This is a genomic window from Quyinboa mangrovi (assembly GCF_042219825.1).
GTDB lineage: Bacteria > Bacteroidota > Bacteroidia > Bacteroidales > UBA5342 > JBHJHP01.
In genome coordinates, this window is the sequence record NZ_JBHJHQ010000004.1 from 320,530 (window position 1) to 336,140 (window position 15,611).

Annotated in this window: 15 protein-coding genes; 14 read left to right on the plus strand and 1 reads right to left on the minus strand. The window is 38.9% G+C overall.

Annotated elements, in window-relative coordinates:
* Positions 1-3 precede the first annotated feature (3 nt).
* From ACE1ET_RS10145 to ACE1ET_RS10165, 5 genes are all read left to right on the plus strand, one after another.
* Positions 4-1,359 carry a S26 family signal peptidase gene (locus tag ACE1ET_RS10145; protein ID WP_375728284.1) on the plus strand — a complete coding sequence of 452 codons (1,356 nt, stop codon included), beginning with the start codon at positions 4-6 and terminating at the stop codon, positions 1,357-1,359.
* Between the two features lie 8 nt (positions 1,360-1,367).
* Complete coding sequence (locus tag ACE1ET_RS10150) at positions 1,368-2,723, plus strand: S26 family signal peptidase (protein ID WP_375728285.1); 1,356 nt, start codon at positions 1,368-1,370, stop codon at positions 2,721-2,723.
* A gap of 2 nt (positions 2,724-2,725) precedes the next feature.
* Complete coding sequence (locus tag ACE1ET_RS10155) at positions 2,726-3,190, plus strand: regulatory protein RecX (protein ID WP_375728286.1); 465 nt, start codon at positions 2,726-2,728, stop codon at positions 3,188-3,190.
* Between the two features lie 415 nt (positions 3,191-3,605).
* The gene (locus tag ACE1ET_RS10160; protein ID WP_375728287.1) at positions 3,606-5,111 is read left to right on the plus strand and encodes an Ig-like domain-containing protein; all 1,506 of its coding nucleotides are present in this window, start codon (positions 3,606-3,608) and stop codon (positions 5,109-5,111) included.
* 213 nt (positions 5,112-5,324) lie between these two features.
* On the plus strand, positions 5,325-7,583 hold the full coding sequence (locus ACE1ET_RS10165) for a pectate lyase family protein (RefSeq protein WP_375728288.1): 2,259 nt from the start codon (positions 5,325-5,327) through the stop codon (positions 7,581-7,583).
* A gap of 11 nt (positions 7,584-7,594) precedes the next feature.
* On the opposite strand, the gene ACE1ET_RS10170 is transcribed toward ACE1ET_RS10165, so the two are convergent.
* Entirely contained in the window at positions 7,595-7,786 is a 192-nt protein-coding gene (locus tag ACE1ET_RS10170; RefSeq protein ID WP_375728289.1) for a hypothetical protein, read from the minus strand.
* A 92-nt stretch (positions 7,787-7,878) separates the two neighbouring features.
* Here ACE1ET_RS10170 and ACE1ET_RS10175 point away from each other — a divergent pair, with 92 nt between their 5' ends.
* From ACE1ET_RS10175 to ACE1ET_RS10215, 9 genes are all read left to right on the plus strand, one after another.
* Positions 7,879-8,397 (plus strand): hypothetical protein, encoded by a 519-nt coding sequence (locus tag ACE1ET_RS10175; protein WP_375728290.1) that lies wholly within the window; start codon positions 7,879-7,881, stop codon positions 8,395-8,397.
* Positions 8,390-9,082, plus strand: a complete 693-nt coding sequence (locus ACE1ET_RS10180; protein WP_375728291.1) for a hypothetical protein — start codon at positions 8,390-8,392, stop codon at positions 9,080-9,082. The genes ACE1ET_RS10175 and ACE1ET_RS10180 overlap by 8 nt, the downstream gene beginning before the upstream one ends.
* A gap of 477 nt (positions 9,083-9,559) precedes the next feature.
* On the plus strand, positions 9,560-10,096 hold the full coding sequence (locus tag ACE1ET_RS10185) for a GNAT family N-acetyltransferase (protein ID WP_375728292.1): 537 nt from the start codon (positions 9,560-9,562) through the stop codon (positions 10,094-10,096).
* A gap of 330 nt (positions 10,097-10,426) precedes the next feature.
* Positions 10,427-10,933, plus strand: coding sequence for a cupin domain-containing protein (locus ACE1ET_RS10190; protein WP_375728293.1), 507 nt, complete (start codon positions 10,427-10,429; stop codon positions 10,931-10,933).
* 392 nt (positions 10,934-11,325) lie between these two features.
* On the plus strand, positions 11,326-11,919 hold the full coding sequence (locus tag ACE1ET_RS10195) for a hypothetical protein (RefSeq protein ID WP_375728294.1): 594 nt from the start codon (positions 11,326-11,328) through the stop codon (positions 11,917-11,919).
* A 147-nt stretch (positions 11,920-12,066) separates the two neighbouring features.
* Complete coding sequence (locus ACE1ET_RS10200) at positions 12,067-12,621, plus strand: RNA polymerase sigma factor (RefSeq protein WP_375728295.1); 555 nt, start codon at positions 12,067-12,069, stop codon at positions 12,619-12,621.
* Complete coding sequence (locus ACE1ET_RS10205) at positions 12,590-13,180, plus strand: hypothetical protein (RefSeq protein WP_375728296.1); 591 nt, start codon at positions 12,590-12,592, stop codon at positions 13,178-13,180. The genes ACE1ET_RS10200 and ACE1ET_RS10205 overlap by 32 nt, the downstream gene beginning before the upstream one ends.
* A gap of 22 nt (positions 13,181-13,202) precedes the next feature.
* Entirely contained in the window at positions 13,203-14,114 is a 912-nt protein-coding gene (locus ACE1ET_RS10210; protein ID WP_375728297.1) for a hypothetical protein, read from the plus strand.
* Between the two features lie 408 nt (positions 14,115-14,522).
* Positions 14,523-15,605, plus strand: coding sequence for an efflux RND transporter periplasmic adaptor subunit (locus tag ACE1ET_RS10215; RefSeq protein WP_375728298.1), 1,083 nt, complete (start codon positions 14,523-14,525; stop codon positions 15,603-15,605).
* Positions 15,606-15,611 lie beyond the last annotated feature (6 nt).

Consider the following 15,611-nt stretch of genomic DNA (forward strand, 5'->3'; position numbering starts at 1 on the left):
ACTATGGACGCTAAACGCAAAGGTTTGATAAAATTTGCCATCTGGGGAACAATCTACATTCTGTTCTGTATCTGGGTACAGAACCTGTGGTTATTACCAGGTGTGGTTATCATTTTTGATATGTATGTTTCTAAAAAAGTTCCGTGGGACTTTTACAAGAAAACAAAAAGTGGTAAAAAACCTCACTGGATTGTTGAATGGCTGGATGCCATTATTTTTGCCCTGATCGCTGTTGGACTTATCAATATTTATCTGTTTCAGAACTATAAAATTCCAACATCATCGCTGGAGAAAACGTTGCTGGTTGGCGACCATTTGTTTGTGAGTAAGGTGGCATACGGACCACGAAACCCAATGACACCACTTTCTTTTCCGCTGGCCCAGCATACATTACCGATTATTCATACCAAATCATACATAGAAAAACCGCAATGGAAATATAAACGTCTGGCAGGTTTCGGACATGTAAAGCATGATGATATTGTGGTGTTTAATTTTCCGACAGGGGACACGGTATGTACGAATATTCCTAATCCTGATTATTACGAGCTTTGTCGTGAATATGGCCGGGACAGGGTGCGTCATAATACCGTACCTGGCGTTGATTTCGGAGAGATTGTATGGCGTCCGGTAGACCGCAGGGAAAATTACGTAAAACGCTGCGTGGCATTACCAGGTGACTCTCTTGTGGTTAAAAACGGAAGAGTAATCGTAAATGGTGTGCCGCAGAAACCGCATAAAGGGATTCAATTTAATTACATGGTGGTGACCAACGGTACCCAGATCAATCCTAAGATATTTGAGAAGTTGGGTATTGCCAAAGAGGATCAGCACTATGCAGGGAACTATAACGTATATTACCGCATGCCTTTGACCGATGATAATGTGAAAGCGTTACAGGAACTGAGCAATGTGGTTTCTGTAAATCCCAGCAAAAAAATGAAGGGTGAAAATGATCCGCAGGTCTTTCCTCACTCTGATCTGTACGACTGGAATGCAGATTTCTTTGGTCCGCTCTGGATTCCTAAAAAAGGTACAACCGTTCATCTGACTAAAGAAAATATTCCGGTTTATGAAAGGATTATTCATGCCTATGAGAATAATGATTTTAAATCTGTAGGCGACAGCATTTTTTATATAAACGGTGAAAAAACTGATACCTACACATTTAAAATGGACTACTATTTTATGATGGGCGACAACCGTGATAACTCTGTGGATTCACGCTTCTGGGGCTTTGTGCCGGAGGATCATGTTGTGGGTAAACCGATATTGGTCTGGTTATCTCTTGACAAGGATAAATCATTTCCTGCCAATATCCGCTGGAACCGTTTCTTTAAGATTGCCGGTAAAGATTAATCTGTTGTATGAAACCTGAGCGTAAAAGTCTGATTAAATTTATTGTTTGGGGAACAATATACACCTTGTTCTGTATCTGGGTGCAGAACCTGTGGCTGTTGCCGGGTGTGGTCATCATTTTTGATATGTATGTATCAAAAAAAGTTCCGTGGGACTTTTACAAGAAAACAAAAAGCGGTAAAAAACCGCACTGGATTGTTGAATGGCTGGATGCCATTATTTTTGCCTTGATTGCTGTCGGACTGATCCATATATATTTGTTCCAGAACTATAAGATCCCGAGTTCATCATTAGAGAAAACATTGCTGATTGGCGACCGTTTGTTTGTGAGTAAGGTGGCATACGGACCACGAAACCCTATGACACCGCTTTCTTTTCCGTTGGCGCAGCATACCTTGCCAATTATTCATACAAAATCATACTTCGAAAAGCCGCAATGGAAATATAAACGTCTTGCAGGTTTCGGACATGTAAAACATGACGATATTGTAGTGTTTAATTTTCCAACAGGGGACACTGTATGTACAAATATTCCTAATCCTGATTATTACGAACTATGCCGTGAATACGGCCGTGACAGGGTGCGCAATAATACCGTGCCAGGGATTGATTTCGGAGAGATTGTCTGGCGTCCCGTGGACCGCAGGGAAAATTATGTAAAGCGCTGTGTGGCACTTCCAGGGGATACACTGACTATTAAAGATGGTAAAGTAATTATAAATGGTGTGCCGCAGAACCCGCACAAAGGGATTCAGTTTAATTATATGGTTCAGACCAACGGGACGCAGATCAATCCTAAAATATTTGAGAAGTTGGGCATAGCCAAAGAGGATCAGCATTATGCAGGGGATTATAACGTCTATTACCACATGCCCCTGACCAATGATAATCTGATAGCGTTAGAAAAACTGTCAAATGTCGTGTCTGTAAAACGGATGAAGAAGATTCCGGGTGAAAAAGATCCACAGGTCTTTCCGCACTCTGATCTGTACGATTGGAATGCTGATTTTGTAGGTCCACTCTGGATTCCTGAGAAAGGTATAACAGTTCGTTTGACTAAAGAAAATATTCCGGTTTATAAACGGATTATTCACGCATACGAGAATAATGATTTTAAATCTGTAGGGGACAGCATTTTTTACATAAATGGTGAAAAAACTGATACTTACACATTTAAAATGGACTACTACTTTATGATGGGCGACAACCGTGATAATTCAGTGGATTCACGTTTCTGGGGCTTTGTGCCGGAAGACCATGTGATAGGAAAACCGATATTGGTCTGGTTATCACTCGATAAGGATAAATCGTTTCCTGCCAATATCCGCTGGAACCGTTTCTTTAAGATTGCCGGTAAGGATTAAATATGGCTGAAATAACATATCAGAATGCACTTTCAAGAGCTGCAGCATTGTGCAGCAGGTCTGAGAAATGCATCACTGATATCCGGAAGAAACTGTTCGACTGGAAGTTAAATCCTGCTGATCATGATAAAATGATCAGTTATCTGGTATCAGAAAAATACATTGATGAAGAGCGCTTTACGCGTTTTTATGTGCGTGATAAATTCCGGTTCAACCAATGGGGGAAGGTTAAAATAAGGTACCAGTTGTATGGGAAAGGAATACCTGAGCTTATTATAAACACCACACTTGAAGAGGAAATAAATCCTGAAGATTATCAGCAGCTGGCGTATGATCTGGCCAAAACCAAATTAAAATACATTAAAGCCGAAAATGAATTTGAACGAAAGGGGAAGCTGATGCGCTTCTTAAGCGGTAAGGGTTTTGAACCTGACCTGATCAACCAGATTGCGGATAAATTATTATGATTTCGTCCCTCCGGGAATTCGTTTATATCTTCTTTCCGAACATATACCTATATTAAAGCGCTAACAAGCTTTTTTAGATAAAATTAATTGAATATTATTTGTTAATAAACCTTAAGGGAAAGGTTACAATTAACAATAATGCATGCGTCGCTTAGGGATAATATATTGGTAAAAACGATCAACCGAAGAATACATAAGTGCCTTAGGTGCGAAACCGGAGAGTTTTATAAATTCATCATCGGTACCCTTAAAAAAATATTTTACTTCCTTTTAAATTTATATACACCAGAAGTAATTTTTCGTAACTTGAATATTCTGAAATTAATCCTTCGGCATAAAACTATGCTGTAATCTTCCCTTTGCTAAGAAATTAGTTTATTGAAAAGCAGTCTTTAATTATTTGAAATCGAGTGTTATGAAAAATTCTACTTTTATACTTACCTCATTTTTGTTCTTACTGGTCAGTTCTGCGGGAACCTACGCACAGATTACTGAAAACGATGGTGACTGGTCCGAAAAATATGTTTCGCTGTCAAACACCCCGGAAGCTGAATTTATGGTGAGAACAGGGGATATTGATAATCTTGGGTTTGGCTGGCCGGTGAATTTTGATCCGTTTTCCGGTAACAGTACACCTGGTCATGGATTCCCTTGGACGCCGGATGAAACAGACCCGTCAGGCACAGACCGGATAATGGTTATTACCAGTTATGTTGGAACACCACCATATGGCAGGGATGGATATACCAGCGGGACGTCGAGGCCCTCCAATTCTGTTCGTCCCATTCAACTGACTTTCTCTGATACATTTAATATCGGTTCAGCCGAAATACAGATGTTCGTGGATGATTTTCAGGCTCCAGTCTGGGGATCACATTACGTGGTACTGCTTGACAGTTTAAGAAACAGTGATCTGGAAAATATTATCAATGCTCTGGTTCAGACCGGACCCATTGGCAAAATGATCACATATACCATTCCGGAAAACCTTCTGTATCTGCTTGGGGACGGCAAACTTGCCATTGAATTTGATGACTTCACGACCGGTGCCGGAGATGGTTATGCGATTGATTTTATTAAATTACTGATCAATCCTGTTGATACATCGAATAATAACACAGTGATCAGCGGAACAGTCACAGATAAAACAAGTGGTAATCCGCTTGAAGGTGTCATTGTGAGCACAAATGATAACAGGAAGGATACAACAGACGTATACGGAAAATATGCCATTCACAATGTTAAACCGGGTATCGTGCATGTGAATACATTCAAACCGACATATGGTGCAGAAAGTAAAGTGGTTGACATTCGGAAGGATCAGACCATTACGGCTGATTTTCAACTTTTATCACCATCACCCCAATTGATGTTCAGCACCCCGGAAGACGGAGAGAATGATGTTGAACAGAACAGGATTATTAAACTGTTGTTTGATCAGTATATCGATCTGTCTACTTTTAATTCAACATCCTTTATCCTTTCAGGGCAATTGCAGGATGTTGCAGGCCAGTTCAGTTATTCAGGGGATACTTTAATTTTTGAACCGGATACGTTAAGACCGGGAACACGATATTTCATCACCATTACCACAAATCTGAAAAACAGTGCAGGAGTAAGGTTAGACCAGAACATTGTGATCAGTTTTAAGACATCTGGTAGTAATGCTGTTACTACTACAGATGCGGGTGGTGAATACCTCTCCATTTACCCAAATCCTGTTGGAGATGTGATTAACATAACTTATAACGATAATGTAAAATATTATACCCTGTATAATACAGTAGGTAAAGTTTTACAAAAGGGTGTAATTTCAGGTTCCATTGCGTTTGAGAAAGAATTGAACTGTGGCATTTACCTGATTCAGGTTTCGGATTCGGATCAGCGACCATTAACCTGTAAAAAACTGTTTAAAAAGTAAACGAAACTTTACAAGTATCTGAAAGGACATTCCGTTTTAACCGGCTGGATGTCTTTTTAGTTTACTGGATACAGATATTGAGACAAGTGATAAAGTTCTGTAATTACCGTAGATTTTGTATAAATAACTCTAAAAGGACCTATAATTAAATAAAATGCTAAATTTGTTCCTGTAATTGCTTGGTACTAACTAACTATACTTGAAAAAAACGTAATGATGGTAAAAAGACTTATGGTGCTTGTTAGCATTGTGCTAACGACTGTGTCGATGTTGGCACAATCCGTAACTATTGATGATGCAGCCGGCTGGCTGGAATCTGCTTATGTAAAATGGCAACCTGGTGAAAACGCTGACAGCTACAATGTGTATTATTCCGGTGAAGGAATAACCGATCAACAAATCGATCCGCAACTGATCCGTGATTATGGTTCGTATTTTCGTGCGGACGTGTTGGGGCTGAAAGCCGGTAGTTACACCCTAAAAATTGTTCCGGTGATTTCGGATGTAGAAGGCGAAGTTACACAAACTGCTGCGCTCACTGTATTGGCTCACGACAGAACCGGTTTTTCATTTTCAAACGGAAGGGTTCCCGGAGCCTATAAAGCTGACGGAACGCTGAAAGATAATGCGGTTGTTCTGTATATTACAGAGAACACAAAAGATAAAGTGTCACTGGAAGTGACCGGCGCCAATGAGAATCCGTGCGTTGGTCTGGAAACGATTCTGGAAGGATTTAAAAAAGGTGATGATAACCGTCCGCTGGTGTTGCGTCTGGTTGGTCAGATCACAGATCCGGCATACCTGGATAAAGGCGATATCGTCATTGAAAACGACAATAATGCAGCTGGTTATATCACCCTGGAAGGTGTAGGCGATGATGCTGTGGCAGACGGCTGGGGAATCCGCGTCAAAAATGCTTCGAATATTGAGATCCGGAACATTGGCCTGATGAACTGTAACAGCGATGAAGGCGACGACATCGGTCTGCAGCAGAACAATGATTATGTGTGGGTACATCACTGTGACTTCTTTTACGGTGATGCCGGAAGTGATTCGGATCAGGCCAAAGGAGACGGTGCACTGGATTGTAAAAAATCCACCTATGTGACATTTTCGTACAACCACTTCTGGGATACCGGTAAAAGCAACCTGTTGGGTCTGAGTGAAGGAACCACCCAGGGATTGTTTATCACCTATCACCATAACTGGTACGACCATTCCGATTCCCGTCACCCGCGTGTGCGTTACTATTCGGCTCATGTGTATAACAACTATTACGATGGGATCGCAAAATACGGTGTTGGTTCAACCCTGGGATCGTCTGTGTTTGTGGAAGGCAACTATTTCCGCCATTGCAAGTACCCGATGCTGACATCCATGCAGGGGTCGGATGTGTACGACGAAAGCACGCAGAGCAACGATTATTCAGATATGCCAACATTCTCGAAAGAAGATGGTGGAACAATCAAGGCGTTTAATAACTACATGGAAGGACAACGGCGGTTTGTGCCTTATGGTGATGCCGGATATCCTAATTCGACCGTTGATTTTGACGCGTATGTGGCAACTACTCGCGACGAAACTGTTCCTGCAACCGTAAAATCGTCTTATGGCAGCAATACCTATAATAATTTCGATACCAATTCATCTGTGATGTATGCCTATACTGCAGAGACTCCGGCTGATGCCAGAAATACAGTGATGCAGTGGGCCGGTCGTGTAAATGGAGGTGATTTTAAATGGACGTTCAATAATGCGGTGGATGATCAGTCGTATGCGGTAAATACTGCGTTAAAAGCGGCTTTAACAGGCTATGAAACCACATTGGTTGCTGTTCAGGGAGACAGCATAGCGACTGGTGGAACAGGTGGTGGTACTGGTGAGATCACCGGCGATGTGGTGCATAACTTCACATTATCAGGCTTGTCAAGTGAGTTCTTTGATATTACTGGCACACTCTCTGCTACCAAAGGTACGGTAACTTATGGCGGTTTAACGCTGACCCAATGTTTGAAAATTGAATCCAGCACCAGTGTTTCGTTTACCATTGCAGAAGATGCAACATTAGTGTTGGTATTTAACGAAGGTTTTTCAGGTGAGATCAATATTAACGGAACAGCTTATGCCATCAGCAATGGTGTGATGACGGCGACACTTACTGCCGGCACATACGAAATCACCAAGGTAGATGTGGCTAATCTTTACCTGATGAGTCTTGAATTTGCCAGTGCCATTCAACATCCAAATGCAGTTAACGTGCAGTTGTATCCAAATCCGGTAAGTACAGCGCTGAATATTGCAAGCGATGCAGAAGTACAAAATGTGGAGATTTACAGCCTGAGCGGGCAGTTAATCAATGACATTAGCGGAAACGTAAAAACTCTTGATGTCAGCCAATTAAACCAGGGAACTTACCTAATAAAAGTCTATACAGGAAAAGGAATCTTCAGACAAACCATACTTAAGAAATAAAGGTTAAAAATTTAAACTGATCCGATGACTTCAGGATATTGGATTAGTAACAAACCATAAATTGCCTGAAAGGCAATAATTATAATAGCCCCGGGTAACACCCGGGGTTTTTGATGTATATAAAGAATGGCCGCACAGAATGGTTCTTCAAGGAGATATTGCTCATTTCGGCCAATTGCAGAAGGCTGAATATCTTTAACCAAAATCAGTTTTTTATGTAAATTTTCAATTCGCGAATCGCGAATCGCGAATTGAAAATATTTTGTATATTTGTTTTGATTAAAATGAATCTAATATGAAACAGCATAGCGGTATGCGTCCACATGATGTGGCAGTTTTGCTTAAAATAGCCAGTAAAGGGAAACAAAACTGGTATATGAAAGATCTGGCATATGAGTTGGAGATTAGTGCCAGTGAAATTAGTGAAAGCATCTATCGTTCTGTAATTGCAGGTTTGATGAGTGCTGATAAAAAGACACTGAATAAACTGGCTTTACTTGACTTTTTAAAATCAGGATTACGATATGTGTTTCCACAGCAACCGGGAGCAATGGTTAGAGGTATGGGAACGGCTCATTCAGCACCTCCGCTTATTGACCTTATCCTGAGTGAAGAAAACTATGTTTGGCCATATGCAAATGGAAATACACGAGGACAGGCAATAGAACCTCTACATCCTAAAACACCGATGGCTTGTTTGAAGGATAATAAGTATTATGAATTAATAGCTTTAGCAGATGCAATACGTTTGGGAAAAGTTCGCGAACAGGAATTAGCCATAAGTATGATTAAAGAAAGAATAGAAAATGCTTAAAAACCAAACGATTAATTTAAAGGTTATTGAACAGGTTGCGATAGCATTGGGAGAACTTAATAAAGATGTGGTATATGTGGGTGGTGCAGTTGTAAGTTTGTATGTAACTGATAAAGGCGCAGAACAACCAAGACCTACCAAAGATATTGATATTTCTGTCCAGGTCAGTACATATGCCCAAATGAATCAGTTAAGAGAAAAATTAGCTATGAAAAAAATATATCCTGCTCCAACTGAAAAAGTATTATACCGGTACAGTTATCAGGATATATTAATTGACTTTATACCTTATGAAGAAACACCATTGGGTCCGACAAATAGTTGGCTTAAACCCGGTTTTGAAAAGGCTTATTCTTTTGGTATTGGTGATGTAGAAATAAAAATTTTACCTGTGAGTTTATTTTTAGCAACAAAATGGGAAGCTTTTAAAAGCAGGGGTGGTGATCCAAGAATGAGTCATGATTTTGAAGACATCGTATATGTAGTTGATAACAACCAGGAGTTGGTGGATGATGCAGCAGGAGCAGATCAGGACGTTAAGATATTTTTGAAAGGGATGAGTGAAGAAATTCTTTCTAATCCATCACGAAATGAGATCATCGAATGCCATTTGAATCCCTTTACTGCTGATGAAAGAAGAAAATTGATTGTTGATAAACTAGAGAAAATACGGGACTTAATTTAGTTGTTATTTTGCCCTTCAGGCAAAATTTAACTCACAAATTCATGGTTTACAAAATTGACCAAAGGTCAATAAGCACAAAACACAGGGTGAAGCCCTGTGATTATAACGTCATGTAAATCTCTTGCCGTGCAGAAAGGATGATTAATGAGATATTGCCCTAGTCGGCCAATTGTGGGAAGCCGAATATCCTAAATCGATATGATCAGCGATCCACAAAAAAGAATCGTCCTTCAGCAAGCTCAGAAACCGGGTTTATTGACATTGATTTTAATCTGTTATTCTTGTGTTTGGCCATCTGATAGTACTAACAGATGATAAATCTTATTCCTGGTTGCCATTATGAATAAATGCTGTATCTTTAGCAATAAGGTTATAAAGCCCGTATTCTGTTTAGCAGTTCTTCAGAAATATGAAGAATGGTAAATAGCAGAGGCTATAAAGAAAGGTTGGGAAACATTATTTATACAGCTGGTAATTGTGGGAATCTCGTATTCGAATTTAATAATTGAAACTGATAGGCTTTTAATACGTCCTATTAACCTGGATGATATAGAACCTGCCTATGCCATGAATTTAGATGCTGACGTAAGTAAATACACAGGTGACGGTGGGGTAGTTTCAAGAAAGGAAATTGAAAGAAGAATTAAAGAAGATGTTTTGGGTGACTATGAAAAATATGGGTTTGGGAGACTGGCAGTTGAATTAAAAGGAGAGAATGAATTTATTGGATTTACCGGACTCAAATACTTGCAGGAATTACATGAGGTTGACCTTGGATATCGCTTAATGAAAAAATACTGGGGAAGGGGAATAGCGACTGAAGCTGCCCGGGCAAGTCTGAAACTTGGATTTGATAAATTAGGTCTAAAAAAAATACTCGCTTTAGTTCTTCCGGAAAACAGTGCCTCAATTCGGGTTCTGGATAAACTAAAGTTCAGTTTTGAGAAAAACATTTTCGAGGACAATCATCGCGTCCGGGTATATTCTATCTATAATGAAACACCCCTAAAATAATTTGAAATTATTTAGATTGTCTGAAGGGCAAAATTGTAGTCTGTTGATTCAAGATTCGCAAAATTGGCCAAAGGTCAATAAGCATATAACACAGGGTGAAGCCTTGAGATTAAAACGTCATGTAAATCCATGGCCGTGTAGAAAAGCTCTTTAATGAGATATTACTCTTGTCGGCCACATGCAGAAAGGGCGAAACTAATGGATTCATCGTATTAACATTCTAAACGAATTTTTAATTCGCGAATTAAAATATAAACCTTTTAAATTGCCTTAACTTACTAAACATCCCTTCAGATCAGGTGTTTTTTATTAAACTAAACTTCCTGCATTATGGCAATACTATTTAAATCTGATCAAAGAGATTTTCAGCCGCATCCCCGAAGAATTGATAATTACAGGTTATTCACGGATATGTCAATAGCAAAAAAAGGTGTAAATCCTGAAAACCTGAATTTTGACCTGCGGCAGCTAAATCCCGGAGAGTATTCGGCACCGTATCATTCCCACCGGTATGCCGAAGAACTGTTTATGATTGTATCCGGTTCAGCGACGCTCAGAACAACCGAAGGCCTGGAAATTGTAAATTCCGGTGATTTGATGTTCTTTGAAAAAGGAGATACTGGTGCTCACCAGTTATTTAACCATACCACAGAACCCTGTGTTTATTTGGACATCAGAACGTATCTGGGGCATGATGTGGTGGATTATCCTGATTCCAATAAGATTTTGCTGGCACCTTCATTTGAAATTTTTCAAAAAGACTCACAGGCAAAATATTTCGACGGAGAAGAGAATATAAAGGATAAATGGAAAGAAATTGAGGCTAAAAAGGATTAATTACATTTGTGCTGTATTTGCCCTTAAGGCAAAATAGAAACCCCGTTGATTCATGGTTTACAAAATTGACCAAAGGTCAATAAGCACAAAACACAGGGTGAAGCCCTGTGTTTATAACGTCATGTAAATCTCTGGCCGTACAGAAAAGCTCATTAATGAGATAGTACCCTTGTCGGCCATGTGTAGAAAGCTGAATATTCACAATGCATCATTGATCAACATCCTACACAAAACAGTCAAGTACAACAACTGGAGGTTAAACGATCTTCCATCAGAATAATGTATAGTTTTCTATATTTAAGCAAATTGCTTACCTTTAATGCTTTAAAGAACTGACCCTGTTCATGTTTGGATCAGACTGTGAAAGAAATTGATGCTTAAAGACGGCTTTTATGAAAAGAATCCTTATTGTTCTGGTATTGGCATTTTTAACTGTTCTGTCGGCATTTTCTGTAAGAGTTTTTACAAGCTTTGATATCGCCGGATGGTACTTCGATGCAGATCTTGTCTTAATTTGTTCTGTACATCATATTGATACCATTTATCTAAGTCATTTTGATTCCCTTGCGAATGATGGAATGCATGTGAGATATGACCTGGTTAAAGAGCGCTACCAAATTGTTGTGGATTCCATTCTTAAACCAGATAAAGATCAACTCATTTCGTTTGATACTATTTTTTCTCAGGAGTTTTCAATAAACAATTATGAAGGTGAAGAAACCAAAGAGGTATTATATCATTTTGACATTAACGGGGATACGATTGGGACTGACACAGTGGGGCGTATTGAAATGACTATGAATCATTGTTACGATGATACTTATTTCCGGCTTCAGCAAGGGGAAAAATATGTTGTGATATTATCTCTGAGACAAAACAGATATTTTATTGATTACGGAACTGAGGTCGATGATTCTATACTAAGGTTAATGGAGGAGGTCAAAGCGAAAGGGAAATCATTTTTTCCGCATGTCCCGGATGGGTAGTTCCAATAAATACGTTGGCAAACAAGCCTTTCCTTCTTTATGCAAATTTCAGTAAATCCCTTACCTTGTTAATTCACAAAATATATTTTCGCAGGCAACCATTTATTATAATTTGAGGTTCCCATTAATAAAATCAAATTACTTGCTTTGAAAGAGCAACGTTTAGTTAAAATATTGCATACAAAAAGAGGTCAGCAAATCCTGTTTGAACAGTATTACACGTCCATGTACGCAGTGGCTGTGCGTTACGTTAAACTTCGGGAAGATGCAGAAGATCTTTTAAGCGAAGCCTTTATTAGGGTTATTAGGTATTCAGATACATTTGAATTTTGCGAAGAAGGAAGCTTGAATAAATGGATCAAAACTATCGTGATTAATGAAGCACTCCGGATGCTTGAAAAGAAAAAAAAGATTAGAATATGTGAGGAAATGTATGAAACCGATTTGGAAATCACCGCAGATGTAGAAGGAAGCATTGATATGGATTTTTTTCTAGGCGTAGTTAATACCTTGCCGGATGGATATCGTGTTGTTTTTTTGATGTATGTGGTGGAAGAGTATACTCATAAAGAAATTGCTGAAAAATTGAATATCAGTATCTCAACCTCAAAAAGTCAGTTGTTTAAGGCGCGCAGTTTTATTGTGAAAAAACTAAAACATTTAGCAAAAGATGAAATTATCAGAAATAGAAAAACGGTTTAAGTCCTTTATGGAAAACCAATTTAATGATTCCATCAGTAAGGATATTGAAAATGGGAAGGATAAGGTTTGGAAAAATGTGCAAGCAAATTTGCCAAATGAAGCACGAAGCATCCCGGCATGGACACTTGCGGCTGCTTCGGCAGTAATAATTTTAATAGCTTCCTTTGGCTACAGCGGTATTAAAAATCGTAATCAGCAGATTGCCAGGCTCCGGACTGAATTACAGCAACGAATTAATAACAATACCTTACTGGAAGAAGATATGTCGGAAGTAAAAAAACAATTGATGAATTTACAAAATCAACCACCGAAATTTGATACCGTTTATAAAACCAGAATAGTGTATATTGAAAAGGAACCGGTGACAGAAAAAGTGAATACTTATGAAGATTATGTGAATCCTGAAGAAGTAGAAAATGAAAGTATGATTCGTCTGGGAGTTGACCGGTTGGATTTAGCCGGCATTCAAGATGATGTGGAAAGTATAAAAATTGAATACGGGAAAAAAACCAAAGGAGTACAGGCTTTACCTTGGACCTTTAAAGTAAAATATAATTAACAACGCAATAATTAAAAGAACTATGAATACAGAAAGAACCAAAATCACAGGAATACTGATAATCACTTTTATGATATTAGTCACGGGCGCAGGAAATATATGGGCTCAGAAGTTTTCTCATCCGAAATATAAAGCTAAAAATGCAGAATACGTTGAATTGTCAGGTGTTGAAATCACAAACGAATACACGATAGTTACGATAAGCGCATTACATCATTCCAGCTGGGCTTTACATGTTTCACCCAAAACCTATATTATAAATAGTTTGGGTGGAGAACGTTTGTATGTGCAAAAAGCGGAAGGAGTATATATACTTTATAAAAAGGTACAACCATCTGGAATATCAATTGTGGATAGTCTTGGGAGAATTGAAATCAATAAATCATATTACGATTTAGGTATAAATTTTAAATCTGTAAAACTTTACTTTCCCAAAATTGATAAGGAAGTGCAAAATATAGACTACCGTTCAGGAAAAGACGGGAACTTCTGGCATTTCTTTGAAATTAATGTTGCCAGCGATATTGGAGTAGATAAATCAGTAAAGTCTGGGAAAAAAGGTAAAGATGGAAATTGTCAATATATTGATAATCCTGGGTATACAGCCAAATCGGGCAATTTTAATATTACTAAAATTGAATTGTGTGACACTGCCACCATATTACATTTTCAGGTACAAATCCCAAAAGAGAGTTGGATTTATATTCCTTCTAAATCCTGTATTCGTGATAGCGAAGGAGGAGAAAATTTGTTTGTTACATCCGCAGAAGGCACTAATATTGATGAACGTATTTTGTCCGATGAAGCAAAAGATGGTCAAATTTTTTATAAGCTTTTTTTCCCGCCTATAAAGAAATCAGTAAAGAAAATCGATTTCCGTGAGATTAATGAAGGTGGATCGTGGTTTGTGTTTGAGCTTGATTCGAGTTTTTAGTCACTACATAGAGAAAAGAAATCAGAGATATTCTTGGTTAGCAGGAGTTATTTTCAATAAAGGGTATACTCTTAATTCTCAGGTTAGGTAGTTTTAGATATCTTTCAAGATGATGTCAAACGTTTCAATAAGATATATTGAATACTTTTTGTGCTGAAAAGACGCATTGTGCATCATTATCAAAATCAGGTTAACCCTTTTATTAATTGGGGAACAATTTAATATTCCTCAATTGGTCTCAGCGTTTTTAACCTGAAATTATATATTTCATTCACTCCTGCTTTCACTTCACTCCCTGATTCCTGCATTTGGGTAATAAGCACGCCTGATTGTTACATTCAGTCCCTCGGGTCACCTTAAATTTGTCATGAGTTTTCCAAGGAATAGTAACATATTAAGCCAGAATTAATGGTACGTAGAAGTACACTCTCAAATGCCGCTGTAAGTCTCTTTATGGCGGTATTTTTTTTGTCTTTCGCATCATGCGGACATAAAAGCGAAACAAGAGACGGGTATTTAAAATTGGTAAAAACAGCTAGGGCTGTTGAGATTTCTGCAGACAGGCAGGAACAATTTCCCGGTGTAATAGAAGAACTTGACCAGGTTAACCTGGCATTTCGTGTGGCAGGACCCATAAAAAAGATCTATGTGAAGGAAGGGGATTTCGTTGAGAAAGATCAGCTTGTTGCCGAGATGGATACAAGAGATTATGAGATTCAGAAAAATGCCATTGAAACGCAGGTCAAACAGCTGCGGTCTGAATACGACCGTATTGCAGAACTGAGAAAACGGGGCAGTGTGTCTGAAAACGACTATGAAAAAATGAAGGCCGGAAAGGAGATGGCCGAGGTCAAACTGAAAAATGCGTATGATCAGTTGAAGGACACGAAACTTTATGCTCCTTTCTCTGGCTATATTTCAGATGTAATGTTTGATGAGGGTGAGCTGGTGAACCACGGAACACCGATAGCTTCGCTGATCAACATCAGTTCGTTCAAAGTGGATATTAATGTGCCGGCAGAGCTTTATATTAAGCGGGACAGAATAACGGACATAAATTGTACGCAGGAAGATATTCCCAACCGTATTTTCCCCCTTGTTGCTTCGGGCTTTAATAAAAAGGCCAATAATAACGGGTTGTATAAACTTTACCTGTATTATAATCCAGAAGGCGATACCCAACTGGCGCCTGGAATGAACGTGTCGGTTCATGTAACCTATAAGGCACAGGATACAACAGTGACCAGTATTCCGGCCAGTGCGGTTTTTGAACGTAACAGTAAAAGTTATGTATGGCTTGTAAATGATTCCCTGGTGCATGCACGGCAGATTATTACATCCGGTGTCCTGAACAATGGTAACATAAATATCAAGTCCGGATTAAACCCCGGAGATGAAGTTGTGAAAGGCGGCCTGAACCTTTTGAAGGAAAATGAAAAGGTACGGATTGTGGCTCCTGAGAGCAAGACTAATATTGGTAACCTGCTTTAATTATCC

Bases quoted from the DNA above. Each gene is read 5' to 3' on its own strand.
- ACE1ET_RS10145 (WP_375728284.1), top strand. From the start codon at position 4: ATGGACGCTAAACGCAAAGGTTTGATAAAATTTGCCATCTGGGGAACA.
- ACE1ET_RS10150 (WP_375728285.1), top strand. From the start codon at position 1,368: ATGAAACCTGAGCGTAAAAGTCTGATTAAATTTATTGTTTGGGGAACA.
- ACE1ET_RS10155 (WP_375728286.1), top strand. From the start codon at position 2,726: ATGGCTGAAATAACATATCAGAATGCACTTTCAAGAGCTGCAGCATTG.
- ACE1ET_RS10160 (WP_375728287.1), top strand. From the start codon at position 3,606: ATGAAAAATTCTACTTTTATACTTACCTCATTTTTGTTCTTACTGGTC.
- ACE1ET_RS10165 (WP_375728288.1), top strand. From the start codon at position 5,325: ATGATGGTAAAAAGACTTATGGTGCTTGTTAGCATTGTGCTAACGACT.
- ACE1ET_RS10175 (WP_375728290.1), top strand. From the start codon at position 7,879: ATGAAACAGCATAGCGGTATGCGTCCACATGATGTGGCAGTTTTGCTT.
- ACE1ET_RS10180 (WP_375728291.1), top strand. From the start codon at position 8,390: ATGCTTAAAAACCAAACGATTAATTTAAAGGTTATTGAACAGGTTGCG.
- ACE1ET_RS10190 (WP_375728293.1), top strand. From the start codon at position 10,427: ATGGCAATACTATTTAAATCTGATCAAAGAGATTTTCAGCCGCATCCC.
- ACE1ET_RS10195 (WP_375728294.1), top strand. From the start codon at position 11,326: ATGAAAAGAATCCTTATTGTTCTGGTATTGGCATTTTTAACTGTTCTG.
- ACE1ET_RS10205 (WP_375728296.1), top strand. From the start codon at position 12,590: ATGAAATTATCAGAAATAGAAAAACGGTTTAAGTCCTTTATGGAAAAC.
- ACE1ET_RS10210 (WP_375728297.1), top strand. From the start codon at position 13,203: ATGAATACAGAAAGAACCAAAATCACAGGAATACTGATAATCACTTTT.
- ACE1ET_RS10215 (WP_375728298.1), top strand. From the start codon at position 14,523: ATGGTACGTAGAAGTACACTCTCAAATGCCGCTGTAAGTCTCTTTATG.